Origin of the sequence: Curtobacterium sp. MCPF17_051 (assembly GCF_003234595.1) — a bacterium.
GTDB lineage: Bacteria > Actinomycetota > Actinomycetes > Actinomycetales > Microbacteriaceae > Curtobacterium > Curtobacterium flaccumfaciens.
Window position 1 is genome coordinate 76,786 of the sequence record NZ_QKSE01000003.1, and the last position, 19,315, is coordinate 96,100.

Consider the following 19,315-nt stretch of genomic DNA (forward strand, 5'->3'; position numbering starts at 1 on the left):
TTAGGCCAATGAGCGAGGAAGCGACCACCGTGCCGCACATCGACCTCGCGCTCGTCGACGACTGCCTCGAGCGCTTCTTCGCCGTGTCGTCGATGCGCGCCGAGCGCTACGGCCGACCGTCGGAGGAACTGTGGCGCGTGCTCCGCAAGGCGAGCATGGGCGGCAAGCGCTTCCGGCCCCGCATGGTCATGACCGCGTACGCCGGCATGGGCGGCACCGACGTGCACGCTGCCGCCAACGTCGCGGCGGCGTACGAACTCCTGCACACCGCACTCGTGGTGCACGACGACGTCATCGACCGTGACTGGTCGCGCCGCGGGCAGCCGAACGTCGCCGGGTCCTTCCGCGACACCGGCACGACGGGCGGCCTGCCGCTGCCGACCGCCGAGCACCGGGGGATGAGCGCCGCCGTCATCGCCGGTGACCTGGCCCTCGCCGGTGCGCCCCGTTTCATTGAGGCCGCTGGCGTCGACGGCACTCGGCGCGAGCGACTGCTCGAACTGTTCGACGAGGCCGTGTTCGCGAGCGCTGCCGGCGAGATGACCGACGTCGACCTGGCACTCGGCGTGATGCCGACGGTGGACGAGGTCCTGGCGATGGAGCGGGCGAAGACGAGCGTGTACTCGTTCGAGGCGCCGCTGCAGTCCGGGGCCGTGCTGGCCGGCGCCGACGAGGAGATCGTCACCGCCCTCGGTGCCTTCGGTCGCGAGATCGGCATCGCGTACCAGATCGTCGACGACCTGCTCGGGGTCTTCGGTGACGAGACCATGACCGGCAAGACCGTGCTGGGCGACCTGCGCGAGGGCAAGCGCACGATGCTCATCGCCTACGCGGCGACCACGGACTGCTGGCCGGACCTCGAGCCGTACCTGGGCGACCCGGACCTGACCGAGGCCCGTGCGGACGAGGTCCGTGCGACCCTGGTCTCCTGCGGTGCGCGCGGCGCCGCGGAAGAACGCGTCGCCGACCACACCGCACTCGCCCGGGCCGAGCTCGCCCGGCTGCCGTACGACCTCGCCGACCGCCTGGAGGCCCTCGTGACCGAACTCGTGGAGCGCGCCCGGTGACCCACAGCACCACCACGGCGACCGGATCCCGTCCGGCTCGCCTCCAGCTCTACGACGCCACGGCCGAGGCCGCGTCGGGTGTCGTCATCGACCGGTACTCCACGTCGTTCGGACTGGCGAGCCGCATGCTCGCCCGCGACACACGCGAGCACATCCGGAACGTCTACGCGCTGGTCCGCGTCGCCGACGAGGTCGTCGACGGCCCCGCGACCGAGGCCGGGCTCGACCGCGAGCTCGCCCGCACGGTGCTCGACGAGCTCGAGGCCGACACCGAACGGGCCATCGCGCTCGGTTTCTCGGTGAACCCGGTCGTCCACGCCTTCGCCCGCACCGCCCGCGCCACCGGCTTCGGCGCCGAGCTCACCGCCCCGTTCTTCGCCTCGATGCGCATGGACCTCGACCGCACCGAGCACGACGACGCCTCGTTCGACGCGTACGTGTACGGCTCCGCCGAGGTCGTCGGTCTGATGTGCCTGCGCGCGTTCGTGTACCGGGCCGGTCGTCCGACGTTCGACCAGGCCGAACTCGTCGCCGGGGCGCGTGCGCTCGGCGCCGCGTTCCAGAAGGTGAACTTCCTGCGTGACCTGCACGCCGACTTCGAGGTGCTCGGTCGCTCGTACTTCCCGGGTGTCGACATCCGGTCCTTCGACGAGGCCACGAAGGACCGCCTGGTCGCCGACGTGCAGGCCGACCTCGACCACGCCGCACGGACGATCCGGCTGCTGCCGGCCGACGCCCGCAACGCGGTCGGACTCGCACACGCGCTGTTCCAGGAACTCAACGACCGACTTGCGCGCACGCCGGCGAGCCGCCTCGTCACGACGCGCGTGCGCGTCCCCAACCCGGTGAAGGTGCGCCTCGCCGCGCAGGTCCTCGCCGGACGCGCACCGCTCCGGTCACGCGTCACCACCCACCGGCCGGGAGGCTCCTCATGACCCCGCCCCGCGCCTCCCGACCGATGACGGTCGCCACCACCACCCGGCGCAAGGTGCCCGCACGCCGCGCCGTCGTCATCGGCGGCGGCATCAGCGGCCTGGCGGCCGCGGCGCTGCTCGCACGCGACGGTTTCTCGGTGACGGTGCTGGAGCAGCGCACGCAGCTCGGCGGCCGTGCCGGTTCGTGGGAGCAGGACGGGTTCCGGTTCGACACCGGGCCGTCGTGGTACCTCATGCCCGAGGTCTTCGACCACTTCTTCCAGCTGCTCGGGACGTCGGCCGAGGCCGAACTCGACCTGGTGAAGCTCGACCCCGGCTACCGCGTCTACAGCGAGGGCCACGACGAGCCGATCGACCTGCGGGCCGACGCCGAGGCCAACATCGCGCTGTTCGAGTCCATCGAGCCCGGTGCCGGCGAGCGGATGCGGAAGTACCTCGCGTCGGCGGAGGACACCTACACGATGGCGGTGCGTCGGTTCCTCTACACGAGCTTCCAGGACCTCACGAAGCTCGCGGCACCCGACGTCCTGCGTCGCCTGCCCAAGCTGGCGCGCCTGTTGCTCGAGCCGCTCTCCACGTTCGCCGAGACCGCGGTGCGCGACCGTCGCCTGTGGCAGATCCTCGGCTACCCGGCGGTGTTCCTCGGCACGAGCCCGTACGCGGCGCCGAGCATGTACCACCTGATGAGCCACCTCGACCTGGCTGACGGCGTGCTCTACCCGAAGGGCGGCATCACCGAGGTGATCTCCGCCGTCGAGCGGGTCGCCCGGGCCGAGGGCGCGAAGATCATCGCCGGTGCGAAGGTCGAGCGGATCGTCGTCGAGGACGGCGTCGCCACCGGGGTCGTCCACCGCGACCGCGACGGCGTGCAGCACACGGCCCCCGCCGACCTCGTGGTCAGCGCTGCCGACATGCAGCACACCGAGATGCAGCTGCTCGACCGCGAGCACCGCACCCACGGCGCCGACCACTGGAAGAAGCGTGACCCGGGCCCGAGCGCGGTGCTCGTGTACCTCGGCATCGACGGTCCGACGCCGGGCCTGCTGCACCACACCCTGATGTTCACCGCGGACTGGAAGGCGAACTTCGGCGCGATCTTCGGGGACGACCGGCACGTGCCGGACCCCGCCTCGATCTACGTCTGCGCCCCCTCCGAGACCGACCCGAGCGTCTCCCCGCCCGGCACCAGCAACCTGTTCATCCTGGTGCCCCTGCCCGCCGACCTGTCGATCGGCAAGGGCGGCATCGACGGTGCCGGTGACTACCAGGTCGAGCAGATCGCGGACCGTGCCATCGACGTGCTGGCCGAGCGGGCCGGGGTGCCCGACCTGCGCGACCGCATCCGGGTCCGACGCACGATCGGACCGCGCGACTTCGCGGACGACCTGAACGCCTGGAACGGCTCGATGCTCGGCCCGGCGCACACGCTGAAGCAGAGCGCGTTCTTCCGCGAGAAGAACGTGTCGAAGAAGGTCGAGGGGCTGTACTACGTCGGCGCCTCGACGATCCCGGGCATCGGTCTGCCGATGTGCCTGATCAGCGCCGAGGTCCTGCTCAAGCGCATCCACGGCGACCGGAGCACCGAGCCGCTGCCGACACCCCTCGGGGCTCCGCGGGACCGGACCGAGACCGCCTGATGCCCGGGGTCTACCTCGCCGGCCTGGTGGTGTCCCTGGTCGGCATGACCGTGCTGGACGCCCGCTTCCGGCTGTTCTTCTGGCGGGCACCGTGGCGGGCGGCGGCCGTGATGGTCGTCGGTGTCGCGTTCTTCATGGTGTGGGACGTCGCCGGTGTCGCTGCCGGCATCTTCTTCATCGGGCCGCAGAACCTGCTCACCGGGGTGCTCCTGGCGCCCGAGGTCCCGCTCGAGGAGCTCTTCTTCCTGCTGCTGCTCTGCTACTCGACGATGGACCTGGTCGGCTTCGTCCGGCCCCTGGTGCAGCGGGCGACCGATCGGCGGCGCGCGTGAACGGCACCGGGGCGTACGCGCTCCTGGCCCTGCCGTTCTTCGGCGTCACGGCCGTCGTGGCCGTGGTCGCCGGCATCGTCGCCGCCCGCCGGGCCCGTGCGGCGGGTCGACGGCCCGCGGTCGGGCGCCGGGTCGCGGTGCTCACGTCCGTGATCGCCGGCGTCGCGCTGCTGGTGATGACGATGGTGTTCGACAACGTCATCGTCACGCTGCGGATCGTCGCCTACGACCCCTCGCTCATCAGCGGTGCGAAGATCGGTGCGATCCCGGTCGAGGACCTCGCCTACGCGATGTCCGCCATCGTGCTGCTGCCCAGCCTGTGGGTCCTGTTCGACCGGACGGGCGCACCCGACCGGACCGGCGCGCGCGACCGGACGGGCGCACGCGACCGGACGGGCGCACGCAACCGGACCGGCGCGCGCCCCGCGCCCGACCCGACCCCAGCACCAGCGGAGGACACGAAGTGAACGCCAGCACCGCCTCCAGGCCGTCGACCATGCGCGCTCTGTTCGTGTCGTCGCGCCCGATCAGCTGGGTGAACACCGCCTACCCGTTCGGCGCCGCGTACCTGCTCGGCAGCGGGGTCGGCGTCGAAGGCGGCGGAGGATTCTCGCTCGTCGCGTTCCTGGTCGGCGTCGTGTACTTCCTGGTGCCCTACAACCTGGCGATGTACGGCATCAACGACGTCTTCGACTACGAGTCCGACCTGCGCAACCCCCGGAAGGGCGGTGTCGAGGGCGCCCTGCTCGACAAGAGCGTCCACCGCACCACGCTGTGGGCCGTCGTCGTCACGAACGTCCCCTTCCTCGTCGCGCTCGTGGTGCTCGGCGCGGTCAGCCGCAACGGGCCGTGGTCGTGGCTCGTCCTGGCGATCAGCGTGTTCGCGGTCATCGCGTACTCGGCGCCGGGCCTGCGGTTCAAGGAGAAGCCGTTCCTCGACTCGCTCACGTCGAGCACCCACTTCGTGTCGCCGGCGGTCTACGGCCTCGCCCTCGCCGGCCCGCACTGGACCGGGGAGCTCGTCGCCGTGTGCATCGCGTTCTTCCTGTGGGGCGTGGCCTCGCACGCGTTCGGTGCCGTGCAGGACGTCCTGGCCGACCGCGCCGGGGGCATCGGCTCCGTCGCGACCGTGATCGGCGCCCGGGCCACCGTCCGCCTGGCCTTCGTCGCGTACCTGGTCGCCGGGGTCGCGCTGCTGTTCTCGGCGTTCCCGGGCCCGATCGCCGCGATCGTCGTCGTGCCGTACGCGCTCAACGTGCTGCCGTGGTGGAACATCACGGACCAGGGCGCCGAGGCCGCGAACGCCGGGTGGAAGCGGTTCCTCTGGATCAACTACCTGGCGGGGTTCATCGTGACGATGGCGCTCATCGCGTACGCCTTCACGCACTGACAGACTGGACGCACGCACCGCGGCGACCGTGGTGCGTCACCAGCCACGACGGCAGTCACGAAGGAGTGCACGCATGAGCGTCCGGATCATCCACGTCGGTCTCGGAGGGTGGGGCGGCAACTGGGCCCGCACCGCCATCCCAGAGGTGTCGGAAGTGCAGGTGGTCGGGATCGTCGACCCGTCGGCGCCGACGCTCGAGGCCGTGCGGACCGACCTCGGGCTCTCGGCCTCCGCGGCGTTCGGGTCCCTGACCGAGGCGCTCGCCGCGGTCGAGGCCGACGCCGTCGTCATCACCGCCCCGGCCGTGACGCACGTGCCGCTCGCGCTCGAGGCCCTCGATGCCGGCAAGCACGTCCTGGTCGAGAAGCCGTTCGCCAACACCACCGACGAGGCCGTCACCGCGGTCCGTCGCGCCGAGGAGCTCGGCCTGGTGCTGCAGGTCAGCCAGAACTACCGCTGGTACCCGGCACCGCGGGTGGTGCAGGAGATGCTCGAGGCGGACGTCGTCGGCGAGGTCTCCGCGATCAACGTCGACTTCCGGCAGTGGGACAACGACCAGCCCGCCGAGACGTACCCGCACTACCGGTTCCCGCACGCGATGATCAACGACATGGCGATCCACCACTTCGACCTGCTCCGGATGATCACCGGGCAAGAGGCAGTCCGGGTCTTCGCCAAGGCCAGCTACCCCGCCTACAGCAAGTACCAGGACGAAGCGGTCGCCTCGATGATCATCGAGCTCGACGACGGCACGGTGGTCAACTACCGCGGCAGCTGGCTGAGCCGTGGCCCGCGCACCGCCTGGGCCGGCGAGTGGAGCATCGAGGGCGAGGACGGTGAGCTCTGGTTCACGAGCCGCGACGGTGAGCCGAACGCGGTCGACGGTGACCGGGTCACCGTCCGCCGCACGCAGGACGACGTCGCCGAGCCGGTCGAGCTCCCCGTGCTCGCGCACACCGACCGCCAGGGCGGGCTGCAGGCGTTCGCCCGCTCGGTGCAGGGCGGCCCCACCCCCGAGACGAGCGGGCGCGACAACCTGCGGAGCCTGGCGCTGATGGAGGCCGCCGGCCGCTCCGCGGCGTCCGGTCTGCCCGAGGACGTCGTCGTCCCGTCCTGACCGCAACCACCCACGGCCTGGAGGCGCGGGGCGGGCCCGCACCGCGCCTCCAGGCCGGCTCTGGTCGCGCCCAACGCGTCGGTGGCGTCTTGCGCACCCCCCTCGAGACCTTTCGCGCTCACCGACAGTCCACGCGCCGGAGCGCCCGTGGGGTGTCGCTGAGCGCGTGGACTCGCGAGCTGGACGCCGCTTCAGGCGGCGCCGGCCACCCGCCGCGCCTGCGCGACGGCCCGCCGCACGCCGAGCGACCAGCCCGGCCCGTGGCCGGGCAGCACGTGCTTCGCCTCGGTGTCCGCGAGCCGGTCGAGCGACGCGACCGCCGTCTCGACGTCCGAGGTCGCCGCGGGTGCCACGATCCGCGGTCCGATCCCGCCCGTGTACGGGTCGAAGGTGACGAGCGCGTCCCCGGCGATCACGGCGTCGCGGTCGGCGAAGTGCAGCGCCACGTGGCCGTCGGTGTGCCCCGGGGTCTCGATGATCCACGGGTTGCCCGGCACGTCGGCGCGGCTCTCCAGCGGTTCGGTGTCCGCGATGCCGTCGACCGTGACCGCACCGGCCAGCAGCATCCGACCCAGGGGGCGCAGACCACCCGGGTGGAGCGCGACGAACCCGAAGCGGTTCGTCTGCGGTCGGTACGAGTACGGGTGCGCGGCGAGGTGCCGATCGCCCGGGTGGACGAACACGGGCGTGCCCCAGTCGCGGTGCATCCGTGCGGCGGTGCCGACGTGGTCGAAGTGCCCGTGCGTGAGCAGGAGCCCCTCGACCTGGTCGGGCGTGTAGCCCAGGTCGTGCACGGCGAGCTGCAGGTGCGGCCACGCGGCGGGCAACCCGGCGTCGACGACGAGCAACCGATCGCCGGTCTCGACGAGGTACGTGTTGGTGTGTGCGATCTCGAGGCGGTGGATCCCCTCGGCGGCGTCCCGGAAGAGCATGTGCGGCACGGTAGACGCGGCCTGCTGGGCACGATCCCGGGTGGGACGTGTACGAAATGGGGAATGGCCAAGGACAGTCTGCCCGAGCTCGAGCTCGCCAACGTGCGCACCCGCGAGGGCATCACGGACACCGTGACGGAGCTGAAGCGACGCGCGGACCTGCCCGCCCGGACGCGGCTCGCGGTCGCCAAGACGAAGCAGCGTTGGCACCGGGACCCCACGCCCCTGGTGGCGATGGGCATCACCGGGCTGACGGGTGTCGCGGCGATCGTCCTCGGCATCGCGCTGCGGAACCGCCCCGCCGGGCACCTGGCCGCGCCGCCGGCGAACTCGGCGTTCACCGCGCTGCTGCCGTTCGGTGCGCGTGGCGACGCCCCCTCGGCGAAGGAGCAGGCGCAGGCAGGCCGCAAGGGTCGGAAGGCGCGGGCCAAGGCGGCCGAGGAAGCCCTCGAGCAGGACCCGGCGCACCGCGCCCGCGTGAAGCAGCAGGTCGGCATCGCGGCGGTGCAGCGACGGGCGAACAAGAACCGCAAGCAGGCGGTCAAGCGGTCGAAGCAGGCCGCGAAGGCGAGAGGGTAGTCACATGGCGCACGAAGAGCACAAGCCCGATCCGGACGACGCCCGGAAGCCCGACAACCCCACCGACCTCAAGAAGCCGACGCTCGTATACACGCTGAAGAAGACGCTGCGCGAGTTCACGAGCGACCAGTGCACCGACCTCGCGGCGAGCCTGACGTACTACTCGGTGCTCGCGCTGTTCCCCGGGCTGCTGGCGGTCGTGTCGATCCTCGGCCTGGTGTCGGATCCGAAGAAGACGATCGACACGCTCCTCGACATCATCGGCAACATCGGTTCGCAGCAGGTGGTCGAGCTGATCCGCGACCCGGTCGAGGGGCTCGTCCGCTCGCCCGCCGCCCCCATCACGTTCATCGTCGGTATCGTCGGTGCCCTCTGGTCGGCATCCGGCTACGTCGGCGCGTTCGGCCGTGCCATGAACCGGATCTACAACGTGCGCGAGGGCCGCCCGATCTGGAAGCTCCGCCCGACCATGCTCGGCGTGACCGTCACCACGGTCGTCCTGCTCGTGATCGGTCTGCTGGTCCTGGTGAGCGCTCCGCTCGCCCGGAGTTTCGGCGACGTCATCGGCCTCGGCGACGTGGCCGTCACCGTCCTGTCGATCGTGCAGTGGCCGATCCTGCTCGTCATCGCGATCATCGTCGTCGCGGTGCTCTACTACTGGTCGCCGAACGTCAAGCAGCCGAAGTTCACCTGGGTCAGTGGCGGCTCGATCCTGGCGCTCCTCATCTGGATCATCGCGAGCGTGGGCTTCGGGTTCTACGTCGGGAACTTCTCGAACTACAACGCCACGTACGGCTCCCTGGGTGGGGTCATCGTGTTCCTGCTGTGGATCTGGATCACGAACAACGCGCTGCTCTTCGGCGCCGAGTTCGACGCCGAGATCGAGCGGGGCCGCGAACTGCAGGCCGGCATCCGGGCGGAGGAGGACATCCAGCTCCCCGAGCGCGACACCCGCCAGATCGAGAAGCAGGACGAGAAGCGGGCGCAGGACGTGCTCGAGGGCATCCGCATCCGTCAGGGCGTCGACAACGACTGAGCCTCGCTCGTCTGATCGGCGCTGACGGGCGCTCTCCGGGTCGGGACGCTACGGTGCGAGCGTGCCGTCCTTCCTCGAGGGGCTCCCGTTCCGGTGGCTCGTCCTCGCGCTCTTCGTGATCGTGTTCTGCCGTGCGCAGGCCACGTACTGGGTCGCGCGGCTCGCGGTGACGGGTGCGTCCCGATCGCGGTGGGGCGGTTGGCTGCGGTCGCCGGCCGTCCGTCGCGGTTCGGCGTTGCTCGAGCGCTGGGGGCTGCCCGTCGTGACGGTGAGCTTCGTCGTGGTCGGTCTGCAGACGGTGATGAACGCCGCAGCGGGGCTGGCGCGGGTCGCCTGGTGGCGGTACACGATCGCGATGGTGCCGGGGTGCGTCGCGTGGGCGTTCCTGTACGCGACGGTCGGGCTCGCCGTGTTCTGGGCGGTCGTCGCGGCGCTCGCCGGCTCGCGGTGGGGCATCGCGGCGCTCCTGGGTCTGGTGGTCGTCGCCGGCGTCACGCTGACGGTCCTGCGTCGTCGCCACCGCACAGGAGGCCCGGCCCGGCTTCCGTAGGCTGGCCCACGTGACGACAGACCAGCTCCAGAACCGTCCGGTCGCCCTGGTGACCGGAGCCACCCGCGGCATCGGCCGCGCGATCGCCGCCGAACTCGGCCGCACCCACCACGTGCTCGTGGGCGGCCGGTCCGCCGACGCCGTGGACGCCCTCGTCGCGGAGCTGCCGAGCGCGGCGCCGTTCGTCGGTGACCTGGGCGCGGGCGAGGTCCCGGCGCTGCCCGATCGGCTCGACGTCCTCGTGCACTCGGCCGGTGTCGAGCAGGGCGCCACCGTCGCCGACACCCCGCGTGCGGTGTGGGAGCAGGTCTTCGCGACGAACCTGTTCGCGGTCGCCGAGCTCACCCGGCTGGCGCTCCCGGCGCTGCGGGCGGCCCGGGGCATCGTCGTGCCGATCAACAGCGGCTCCGGGTTCCACTCGGGCCCCGGCGGTGGCGTGTACGCGGCGTCGAAGTTCGCGCTGCGGGCCTTCGCCGACGCCCTGCGCGAAGAGGAGCGGGCGAACGGCGTGCGGGTGTCGAGCGTGCACCCGGGCCGGACCGACTCGGACATGCAGCGGCAGCTCGTGGCGAAGCTCGGTGAGTCCTACGACACCGACTACTACCTGGCCCCCGAGGACGTGGCCGCCGCGGTCCGCACCGTCGTCGACCTGCCCGAGCGCGGCACCGTCGAGTCGCTCGCGATCCGGCCGACCCGACGGCGCTGACGGGGATCTACCGCAGCTCGATCCGTTCGTCGAGCTCGAGCCGTTCCAGGAACGTCTCGTCGTGGCTCACCACGACGAGTGCTCCCCGGTAGGCCCGCAGCGCGTCGACGAGCTGGTCGACGCTCGTCAGGTCGAGGTCGTTCGTCGGCTCGTCGAGCACGAGCAGCTGCGGGGGCGGGTCGGCGAGCACCAGGGCCGCCAGCGCCACCCGGAACCGCTCCCCGCCGGACAGGTCCCCGGCCGGGCGGTCGACGGTGTCCCCGCGCACCAGGAACTTCGCCAGCCGGTTGCGGACCTCGGCGACGGGCACGTGCGGGGCGTCCCGGCGGACGTTGTCGAGCACGGTGGCGGTGTCGTCCAGGCTGTCCTTCCGCTGCGGCAGGTACGCGATCCGCTCGACGTGGGCGACGGCCGCGGTCTCGGGCAGCGGGTGCTCCCGGGCAGCGGGGTCGCCGACGAGCTGCTCGAGCAGGGTGGACTTGCCGACACCGTTGTCCCCGGTGACGGCGATCCGTTCCGGCCCCTGCACGACGACGTCCCGTCCACGGACGGTCACGGTGGCGATCCGACGCGATGCCGGCACCTCCGGGTCGGGCAGGGCGACGTGGATCGACTCGTCGTCGCGCAGGCGGAGCTCGGCCGCGCGGACCGTCGCCAGCGCCTGCTGTTCGGCCGATCCGTGCGCGACCCGGAGGCGTCCCGCGGTCTCCTGGGCCTTCTTCCGCTGTTCGTTGGCCAGGATCTTCGGCATCGACCGGCCGGCTTCGGCACCGGCCTTCGCGCGTCGGGCGATCTTCGTCTCCGCTTCGATGCGCTGCCGCTTCTCGGTGCGGTGCCGCTGTTCGGCGACCCGGACCTCGCGCTCGACGGCCGCCTGCTGCACGGCGAGGTGCTCCTCGAACGCGCTGAAGGTCCCGCCGAACACCGTCATCGCCCCGGCGCGGAGCTCCACGGTCTCGTCGACGTGCTCGAGGAGTTCCCGGTCGTGGCTGACGAGCACGAGGGTGCCGCGCCAGTCGTCGACCAGGTCGAGGAGCAGCCCGCGGGCCCGGCGGTCCAGGTTGTTCGTCGGCTCGTCCAGGAACACGATCGGTCGGGCGCGCAACCGCACCCCGGCGACGGCGGCGAGCACCGACTGCCCGCCGGACAGCGTCGACACCGGCCGGTCGAGGTCGGCGCCGTCGAGCCCGACCCGGTCGAGCACCGCGGCGGCCCGTTCCTCCAGGTCCCAGTCGTCGCCGACTGCCTCCAGCTGTGCCTCTGTGGCGTCGCCGGCCAGGACGGCCCGGAGCGCGGTGAGTGTGGGACGGACGCCGAGCAGGTCGGCGACGGTGTCGTCCGCGCTGGCGTGGGCCCACGCCGCCGGTTCCTGATCGACGCGCGAGCGGCGATCAGGCCGTGCCGGTGGGGAGAGGCGTTGCGGCAGGTGGTCGACGGGACCCGACGTCGCGATGCTGCCCGACGTGGGGTGGAGCCGGCCGGTCGCGAGCCGGACCAGCGTGGACTTGCCGGCCCCGTTCCTCCCGACCAGGCCGGTCCGGCCACGCCCGAAGGCGGCGGTGAGGTGGTCGAGCGCGACGGTGCCGTCGGGCCAGGCGAAGGTGACGTCGTGCAGGACGACGGACGGACTGGTGGGCATGGGGGTGTCTCCCGGTGTCGATGCTGGGCGCACGACACCGAGGCCACCGCGGTGCGGTGGAGCGCCCGACGGGGCGCGCGATCACGGTGTCAGCGCGTGGGCTGAGCGGTACCGGTGATCGACAGCAATCCGTCTGCTTCCGTCGGGGGACCCCCGTGTCCGCCATCCGTTCCGCCGGTCGGTCTCCCGCCCCGGCGGCCCCGCGATGACGACGAGGTGACCTCCACGGTAATCCCGTGACACGGGCAGCCGCAAGGGATGACAGGCTGGGGGCATGCCGGAGAACCTGTTGCCGACCCCGTCGTCGAACCCCGAGACCCTGCTGCCCGCCGAGCCGGAGGTGACCGCCGCGCTCGAGGCGGAGGCCCCCGTCGCCAGCGTGGTGGTGTCCTACCCGTCGTCGAGCCTGGCGTGGGCGCTGCTCGCCGACGAGGCGTGGGCACGCGGCGCCACCCTCGAGTCCTACGCGTACGCCCGTGTCGGGTACCACCGTGGGCTCGATGCCCTGCGCAAGGCCGGCTGGCGCGGTGTCGGGCCGGTGCCGTGGTCGCACGAGCCGAACCGTGGCGTCCTGCGGGCGCTGTTCGCCCTGCGCCGTGCGGCCGAGGCGATCGAGGAGCCCGGCGAGGCGGAGCGCCTGACCGACTTCCTGAACGCGAGCGACCCCGAGGCGCTGCGGGCGCTGTCCGCCGGCGCGTAGCTCCCGCACGCAAAACACCGGTGTTCGCACTGCACGCCGCGGGATGCGGGTGTGCAACGTGCGAACACCGGTGTTTTGCGCGTGACCGACTAGCCCAGCAGCACGCTCCAACTGAACGCCTGCGGCCAGAGCTGGTGCTCCGGCAGCACGTCCAGTCCGCACGCCCGGCTGCCGAGCCCGTGCTGCGCGGCGTCGAGGTACAGGTACAGGTGGTCCGACGTCGGCAGCTCGTACGGGTGCTCGGCGCGGTCGATCTGCTGCGCGGTCCACGGCGACAGGGTGAACCCCGCACGGTGTGACCCCACCGTCGTCACGGTGAACGGCCCGACAGCCAGCGATCGCAGCGACGGCCGGTGCCCGGTCTCCTGCGGCCGCGAGTACTCCACCCCGAGCGACCGCACCGGCGCGGAGAACCGGCCGACCCGGGCCGCAGCACTCGAATCGGCGTACGACTCCAGCGGTCCGGTCCCGAACCAGGTGGCCTCCGCATCGGCCAGCGACGCGGGCAGGTCGAACCGCACCCCGATCCGCGGCCACGTGACGTCCCAGGCGCCGAACGGCACGGCGTCGGTCTGCAGCACGAGCCCCTCGGACGTCAGGGTCCAGCGGTGCGTGACCTCGAGGCCCCACCCGCTGTTCGCCGCCGCGACGCGGACCCGCTGCTCCAGCCCGGAGGTGGTCCGCGACACCGACACCAGCCGGTGCGTCAGCCGGTCCAGCCCTCGGTCGCGCCAGCGCGACGCCGACGGGGGAGCGGTCGGGTCGCCGACCCCGTGCGTGAGCACCGGGTCCGCGGTCTCGTAGCCGCCCTGTGACGCCAGGCTGTCGTTGTCGGTCGGCGCACGCCAGAGCTCCAGGCGGGGCCCCGCGACCTCGTGGCCCTTCCAGGACACCAGGTCGCCGCGGGCACTGAAGGTGCCGTCACCGAGTCGGTCGCCGTCCCACCCCTGCCGGGAGGCCCGTGGTGCGTCCGCCGCGCGCGCCGCGACGAGCCGCTGGGTGCGTGCCACGACGTGGCCGGTGTCCGCCCACGCGGTCGGCCCCGCCAGTTCCACGGTCAGGTCGAACCAGAGCTCGTCGCCGGGTGCGAGTTCGGACGTGGCCGCGTCGAGCACCTCCGAGGGCACCGGCACCGTCGCCGACTCACGTGCGGAGACGATGCCCGTGGACAGGCGCCCCGAGGCCTCGACGACGCCGTTCCGCGACAGGGTCCAGCACAGCCGGAGCCCGGCGGTCGAGGCCGAGTGGTACCGGTTCTCGACCAGCACCGTGGTGTCCGAGACCGCCAGGCGGACCGGGGCCACGACGGCGGCGAACTCGGCGAGCCCCGGCGTCGGGGTGTCGTCGGGCAGCACCAGGCCGTCCATCACGAAGTTGCCGTCGTGCACGACCTCGCCGAAGTCCCCGCCGTAGGCGTAGTAGTCCTCGCCCGTGGGCGTCTTCGCGAGCAGGCCGTGGTCCCGCCACTCCCACACGAACCCGCCGTGCAGCCGTGGGTACCGGTCGACCAGGGCCTCGTACTCGGCGATCTGCCCGGGGCCGTTGCCCATCGCGTGCACGTACTCGCAGTGGATGAAGGGCTTCGACCGCTGCCGTGCGGCCTCGGCCGGGCCGCAGCCGAGCAGGGGCGTCGGGGTACCGCCGCCGATCGACTCGGTCTCCTGCAGCGTCGGGTACATCCGCGAGTAGACGTCGGTGTACTCGCCCGTGTAGTCGCCCTCGTAGTGCACGGGGCGCTCCGGGTCGCGGGCGTGCACCCACTGCGACATCGCGGCGAGGTTCCGGCCGGTGCCGGACTCGTTGCCGAGCGACCACATCACGATCGAGGCGTGGTTCTTGTCGCGCTCGACGGTGCGTGCGATGCGGTCGAGGTACGCGGCGGCCCACGCCGGGTCGTCGGAGGGATTGCCGACCCAGTCGGTGAAGATGAACCCGTGGGTCTCCAGGTCGCACTCCAGGATCACCCAGAACCCGAGCTCGTCGGCCAGGTCGAGCACGCGGGGGTGCGGCGGGTAGTGCGAGGTCCGGATGGCGTTGACGTTGTTCCGCTTCATCAGTGCCATGTCGGCGCGGGCGTGGTCCTCGTCGAAGACCCGGCCGCGCACGGGGTGGGTCTCGTGCCGGTTCACGCCGTGGAACACCACGCGCTCGCCGTTCACCAGGAACCGGTCGCCGACGATCGACACGGTGCGGAACCCGAGCCGGAGCGAGACCGTCTCGCCGCCCGAGGCGCCCGATGCGGCGGCCGCGCCGGCGGCCGCCGAGCCGGTCGACACCGTTGCCTCGTACAGCTTCGGCAGCTCCGCGCTCCACGGTTCGACGCCCTCGACCTCGATCGGTGCGACGTCGTCCGCCGTGGCCCAGGTCACGTCGACGCCCAGGTCGGGGACCGTGAACCGGACCGGGAACGCGGCGTCGAGCGTCGGGAACGTGATCGTGCCGGTCCCCGTCGCCGGGCGGCCGGAGGCAGCGGTCCCCGCCGAGGCCGCCGTGCCGAGCGTCGCCCGCCAGCCGGCCTGGACGAACACGTCGTCGATCGGCGCCGTGGGTCGTGCGAGCAGGGTGACGTCACGGAAGATGCCGGGCAGCCACCACTGGTCCTGGTCCTCCAGGTAGGACGCCGCCGACCACTGGTGCACCCGGACCGCGAGCTCGTTCGCTCCCGGGCGCACCAGTTCGGTGACGTCGAACTCGGTCGCCAGGCGGGAGCCCGTCGACCACCCCACGAGCGTCCCGTTCAGCCACACCCGGAAGTGCGACTCGACTCCGTCGAACCGCAGCAGCACCCGGTCGGCACCGTCGAACGACGACGGCAGCTCGAAGGTGCGGCGGTGGTCGCCGGTCGGGTTCTCCTCCGGCGGGTGCGGGGGGTCGATCGGGAACGGGTACTGCAGGTTCGTGTAGCTCGGGGCCCCGTGCCCGTGCAGCACCCAGTGCGACGGCACCGGCAGCTCGCCCCAGGCCGGGTCGTCGTCCTCCCCACCCTCGGTCGCGAAGTCCTCGGAGACCGAGGCGACGGGCGACCACCGGAACCGCCAGCCACCGTTCAGCGACAGGGACGGGGCGTCGGTGTGCAGCCAGGCACGGGGTGCCAGCCGCGAGTCGGAGCCGGGTGCGGTGGACGAGAGTGCGGAGTGGGTCAACCCTTGACCGATCCTTCCGTGAGGCCTCCACGCCAGAAGCGCTGGAGGACGATGATGGCGATGACGAGCGGGATGACCGAGACGAGCACCCCGCCGGTGGTGAGCTGGTAGAACTCCGGCAGGCGGTCGACCTGCGAGCGCCAGTTGTTCAGCCCCAGTGTTATCGGGTACAGCTTCTGGTCTGCCAGCATGATGAGCGGCAGGAAGAAGTTGTTCCAGATCCCGACCACCTGGAACAGGAACACGGTGACGAGCGCCGGGGTCATCTGCCGGAGCACCACGGTGTGGAAGATCCGCAGCTCACCGGCACCGTCGATGCGTGCCTGTTCGAGCAGGGTGGTGTCCACCGACGCGGCGGCGTACACCCGGCACAGGAACAGGCCGAACGGCGACACCAGGCTCGGGATGAGCACGCTCCAGTACGTGTCCGTCAGGCCCATCGACGAGAACAGCAGGAACAGCGGCAGCGCTGTCGCGGTCCCCGGCACGAGGACGCCGCCCAGGATCGTGCCGAACACGAACTGACGCCCTCGGAAGTCGTACTTCGCCAACGCGTACCCGCCGGCCGCGGCGAAGTAGGTCGCCAGGACCGCACCGACGCCGGAGTACAGCACGCTGTTCGCGATCCACCGCACGAAGATGCCGCCGTCGTAGGTGAACACCTGCTGCAGGTTGCTCCAGAGCGCGAACTCGCCACCGAACCAGAACCCGGGGGTGGAGAACAGCGCCCCCGTGGTCTTCGTCGCGGCGATGATCACCCAGTAGAGCGGGACGAGGAAGTACAGCGCGGCGATGACGAGGATCCCCGTCACGACGATCTGCGACCTGGGGGACCGGTCGAGCTTGCGGCGCTGGTGCGCCGAGATCGACGTGGTGTCCACGGGGACGGCCGACTTCGCCGTGGCCGGCGCTTCGATGGCTTCGCTGGTCATCGGTCAGTCCCTTCGGTGGTCGCGACGCGACCGGCGTGGAGGCCCGGGTCGGCTTGGGTGGTGACCGTGCTGCCCGCCGCAGCGCGTGTCCGGAGCGCGGTGCGGGCCTCCCGGCCGTCGCGCCGTGCACGCTTGCGCCGGTCGCGTTCGTCCTTGGGTGGCCGGTTCGTCAGCGCGAGGAACGCGAACGACAGGATGAACGCGGCCAGGGCGATGATGACCGCCTGCGCACTCGCGACGCCGTACTCGTTGAACGCGAACGCGTTCGTGTATGCGGCGTAGTTCGGCGTGTACTCGGTGTCGATCGCCGGGGCCACGGTCGACAGGATCTGCGGCTCCGCGAAGAGCTGCAGCGTGCCGATGATCGAGAACACCGTCGTGAGCATCAGGGCCGGTGCGATGAGCGGAATCTGGATCCGCCACGCGACCTGGAACGCGTTCGCGCCGTCCACCTTCGCGGCCTCGTAGACCTCGCCGGGGATGGACTTCAGCTGCGCCACGATGATGAGCATGTTGTAGCCGGTGTAGGTCCAGGTGACGATGTTCGCGATCGACCACAGCACGCTGTTGGCGCCGAGGAAGTCCGGCTGCAGCCCCATCGACTGCAGCCCGGCGACGATCGGTGACAGCCCGGGCACGTACAGGAACGACCACAGGATCGTCGCGATGACGCCGGGGACGCCGTACGGCATGAAGTAGATCGCGCGGAAGAAGCCCGGCCAGCGGGCGCTCGCCGACTCCAGCAACAGCGCGAGGATCGTGCAGGCGATGATCATCACCGGGACCTGGACGATGCCGAAGAGCAGCATGCGGCCGATCGAGGCGACGAACCCGCTGTCCTGCAGGGCGATCGCGTAGTTGTCGAACCCGGCGAACCGGCCGACGACGCCGTCCTCACCGAACAGGCCCTCGCGGTCGACGGTGGTGAACGACTGGAACAGGGCGCTGATGATCGGGATGACGAACGTCAGCAGGAACAGGGCCAGGAACGGAGCGAGCAGGATCCACGGGGCACGCTTCTGCGCGCTCGTGGCCTTCGTGCTGGTGCGGAACGCGGGGGTGCCGCCGGCCGGTCGACCGGTGGACCGTGGGGTGGTGGTCTGCTGGGTCATCGTGCCGTCCTGACGCTGAGGCCCTTGTCCTTGAAGGACTGGACGATCTCCCGCTGTGCGAGCTCCACGGCGTCACTGAGCTTGAGGCCCGAGGTGATCTTGCGGCGGAACTGGTTCTGCAGCGACGTGAAGGCCGACTGGGTCACCGGGGACCACGACCACTCGACGTTCTGCTCCTGGGATGCCGGCACGAAGACCTCTTCGTTGTAGTTCTGGCCGGAGAACCACTTCGACGGCTGCTGGCGCTGCGCCCCGATGTAGTCGACGGCGGGCGACCAGCCGATGCCGCAGTACTTGATCATCGCGTCGATCCCCGCCTTCGAGGTGGTCATCCAGGTGATGAACTCGAGCGCCTCCTTCGGGTGCTTCGCGTTCGCCAGCACGGCGGCCGTCGAACCGCCGATGGCGCTCGAGCCGAAGCCGTCGGCGCCCCACTTCTGCATCGGGGCGACCTTCCACTTGCCCTCGCCGCCCTGCACCGACTCGATCAGGGCGTCACCCCAGCTCGCGCTCGTGACCGCGGCGATCCTGCCGCTCGCGGCCGCGGCGTACCACCCGGGGGAGTACGCGCCGGCACTCGTGTCGACCAGCTCGTCGTCGATGACCCCGTCGAAGAAGTCCGCGACCATCAGGGTCTTGTCGTCGGTCATGTCGACGACCCACTCGTCGCCGTCGACCTTGAACCAGCGCGCGCCGGCCTGCTGTGCGTACGCGGCGAACGGCGACGCGTCGGCGACCGGGAACACCTCGAGGTAGTTCTGCTTGCCGGTGCTCCGGACCCGGTCGGCCAGGTCACGCCACTCGTCCCACGTCGTCGGGGGTTCGCCGCCGGCCTGCTCGAGGATCGCGGTCTGGTAGTAGAAGCCCATGGGGCCGGTGTCCTGCGGGATGCCGTAGATGCCGTCGACGAACGACACCTGCGCCCATGCGGCCTCGTCGTACTCCGACTCGAAGTCCTTCGCCCCGTACCGGGCCAGGTCGACCAGGCCGTTCGCGAGCATGAACTCGGGGATCTGCCGGAGCTCGACCTGCCCGATGTCGGGGCCGCCGCCGGCCGCGAGCGCGGAGTACATCTTCTGGTACCCGCCACTGTTGCCGCCGGGGATCCAGTTCGCGGTCACCTGGATGTCCGGGTGCGTCTCGTTCCAGACGTCGCAGACCTTCTGCAGGTCCTTGAGCCAGGCCCAGTAGGTGAGCTGGACGGTCTCACCCGAGGCCGCGGCGGGCACGAGGGCCGCCTTGTTGACGTTGGTCGAGCCCGGGACCGCGCAGCCGGCGAGGAGTCCCGCCGCCGCGGTGCCGAGGCCGAAGCCCAACAGGTGTCGTCTCGTGATGGGTCGTGGTCGTGGCGCCATTGCCGCACTCCGTTCGTCGTTGATCGGGGTTGTCCACACCCAACCACAGAACCGAATGCCGTTGTGGTTTCGTGACCGTACCGACACTGCGCATTCCCGGCGCACCTTGGAACGGCCCCAGGCCCAGGCGCGGACGGTGGGGTCACAGAGCAG

18 protein-coding genes are annotated in these 19,315 nt (G+C 71.4%); 12 read left to right on the forward strand and 6 right to left on the reverse strand.

Translation table 11 applies throughout. The annotated features are described in order from the left end of the window. Positions 1-8: 8 nt before the first annotated feature. The 7 genes from DEJ35_RS03115 (at position 9) to DEJ35_RS03145 (ending at position 6,478) form a co-directional block, all read left to right on the forward strand. Positions 9-1,067, forward strand: a complete 1,059-nt coding sequence (locus DEJ35_RS03115; protein WP_258378420.1) for a polyprenyl synthetase family protein — start codon at positions 9-11, stop codon at positions 1,065-1,067. Next, positions 1,064-2,002, forward strand: coding sequence for a squalene/phytoene synthase family protein (locus DEJ35_RS03120; RefSeq protein WP_110858704.1), 939 nt, complete (start codon positions 1,064-1,066; stop codon positions 2,000-2,002). Before DEJ35_RS03115 ends, DEJ35_RS03120 begins: the two co-directional genes overlap by 4 nt. Further along, a complete protein-coding gene (gene crtI, locus DEJ35_RS03125) occupies positions 1,999-3,639 on the forward strand; it encodes a phytoene desaturase family protein (RefSeq protein WP_111192035.1) in 1,641 nt (546 codons plus the stop codon). The genes DEJ35_RS03120 and crtI overlap by 4 nt, the downstream gene beginning before the upstream one ends. Next, a complete protein-coding gene (locus tag DEJ35_RS03130; RefSeq protein WP_027464925.1) occupies positions 3,639-3,971 on the forward strand; it encodes a lycopene cyclase domain-containing protein in 333 nt (110 codons plus the stop codon). The genes crtI and DEJ35_RS03130 overlap by 1 nt, the downstream gene beginning before the upstream one ends. Beyond that, on the forward strand, positions 3,968-4,438 hold the full coding sequence (locus DEJ35_RS03135) for a lycopene cyclase domain-containing protein (protein ID WP_181435489.1): 471 nt from the start codon (positions 3,968-3,970) through the stop codon (positions 4,436-4,438). Before DEJ35_RS03130 ends, DEJ35_RS03135 begins: the two co-directional genes overlap by 4 nt. 29 nt (positions 4,439-4,467) lie before the next feature. Beyond that, complete coding sequence (locus DEJ35_RS03140) at positions 4,468-5,361, forward strand: prenyltransferase (RefSeq protein WP_111192085.1); 894 nt, start codon at positions 4,468-4,470, stop codon at positions 5,359-5,361. Between the two features lie 73 nt (positions 5,362-5,434). After that, the gene (locus DEJ35_RS03145; RefSeq protein ID WP_111192037.1) at positions 5,435-6,478 is read left to right on the forward strand and encodes a Gfo/Idh/MocA family protein; all 1,044 of its coding nucleotides are present in this window, start codon (positions 5,435-5,437) and stop codon (positions 6,476-6,478) included. A 191-nt stretch (positions 6,479-6,669) separates the two neighbouring features. On the opposite strand, the gene DEJ35_RS03150 is transcribed toward DEJ35_RS03145, so the two are convergent. Then, positions 6,670-7,410 carry an MBL fold metallo-hydrolase gene (locus DEJ35_RS03150; protein WP_110858708.1) on the reverse strand — a complete coding sequence of 247 codons (741 nt, stop codon included), beginning with the start codon at positions 7,408-7,410 and terminating at the stop codon, positions 6,670-6,672. A gap of 63 nt (positions 7,411-7,473) precedes the next feature. On the opposite strand from DEJ35_RS03150, the gene DEJ35_RS03155 reads away from it, so the two are divergent. From DEJ35_RS03155 to DEJ35_RS03170, 4 genes are all read left to right on the forward strand, one after another. After that, positions 7,474-7,989: a hypothetical protein gene (locus DEJ35_RS03155; protein ID WP_110858709.1), complete on the forward strand. Its 516-nt coding sequence runs from the start codon at positions 7,474-7,476 to the stop codon at positions 7,987-7,989. 4 nt (positions 7,990-7,993) lie between these two features. After that, positions 7,994-9,025 carry a YihY/virulence factor BrkB family protein gene (locus DEJ35_RS03160; protein ID WP_111192038.1) on the forward strand — a complete coding sequence of 344 codons (1,032 nt, stop codon included), beginning with the start codon at positions 7,994-7,996 and terminating at the stop codon, positions 9,023-9,025. A 61-nt stretch (positions 9,026-9,086) separates the two neighbouring features. Beyond that, positions 9,087-9,575, forward strand: coding sequence for a DedA family protein (locus DEJ35_RS03165; protein ID WP_111192039.1), 489 nt, complete (start codon positions 9,087-9,089; stop codon positions 9,573-9,575). Between the two features lie 10 nt (positions 9,576-9,585). Next, positions 9,586-10,281 carry an SDR family oxidoreductase gene (locus tag DEJ35_RS03170; RefSeq protein ID WP_111192040.1) on the forward strand — a complete coding sequence of 232 codons (696 nt, stop codon included), beginning with the start codon at positions 9,586-9,588 and terminating at the stop codon, positions 10,279-10,281. A 7-nt stretch (positions 10,282-10,288) separates the two neighbouring features. Here DEJ35_RS03170 and DEJ35_RS03175 read toward each other — a convergent pair whose 3' ends face one another. After that, positions 10,289-11,920 carry an ABC-F family ATP-binding cassette domain-containing protein gene (locus DEJ35_RS03175; RefSeq protein WP_111192041.1) on the reverse strand — a complete coding sequence of 544 codons (1,632 nt, stop codon included), beginning with the start codon at positions 11,918-11,920 and terminating at the stop codon, positions 10,289-10,291. A gap of 274 nt (positions 11,921-12,194) precedes the next feature. Here DEJ35_RS03175 and DEJ35_RS03180 point away from each other — a divergent pair, with 274 nt between their 5' ends. Next, positions 12,195-12,620 (forward strand): DUF3151 domain-containing protein, encoded by a 426-nt coding sequence (locus tag DEJ35_RS03180; protein WP_110858714.1) that lies wholly within the window; start codon positions 12,195-12,197, stop codon positions 12,618-12,620. A gap of 89 nt (positions 12,621-12,709) precedes the next feature. Here the strand turns inward: DEJ35_RS03180 and DEJ35_RS03185 are convergent, their stop codons facing one another. Genes DEJ35_RS03185 through DEJ35_RS03200 form a run of 4 tightly spaced genes read right to left on the reverse strand, consistent with a single transcriptional unit; the run spans position 12,710 to position 19,162 of the window. Beyond that, entirely contained in the window at positions 12,710-15,763 is a 3,054-nt protein-coding gene (locus DEJ35_RS03185; protein ID WP_111192042.1) for a glycoside hydrolase family 2 TIM barrel-domain containing protein, read from the reverse strand. Next, positions 15,760-16,695 (reverse strand): carbohydrate ABC transporter permease, encoded by a 936-nt coding sequence (locus DEJ35_RS03190; protein ID WP_110858716.1) that lies wholly within the window; start codon positions 16,693-16,695, stop codon positions 15,760-15,762. Before DEJ35_RS03190 ends, DEJ35_RS03185 begins: the two co-directional genes overlap by 4 nt. Further along, entirely contained in the window at positions 16,692-17,807 is a 1,116-nt protein-coding gene (locus DEJ35_RS03195) for a carbohydrate ABC transporter permease (RefSeq protein ID WP_111192043.1), read from the reverse strand. Before DEJ35_RS03195 ends, DEJ35_RS03190 begins: the two co-directional genes overlap by 4 nt. Continuing rightward, the gene (locus DEJ35_RS03200; RefSeq protein WP_111192044.1) at positions 17,804-19,162 is read right to left on the reverse strand and encodes an extracellular solute-binding protein; all 1,359 of its coding nucleotides are present in this window, start codon (positions 19,160-19,162) and stop codon (positions 17,804-17,806) included. The genes DEJ35_RS03195 and DEJ35_RS03200 overlap by 4 nt, the downstream gene beginning before the upstream one ends. Between the last annotated feature and the right edge of the window lie 153 nt (positions 19,163-19,315).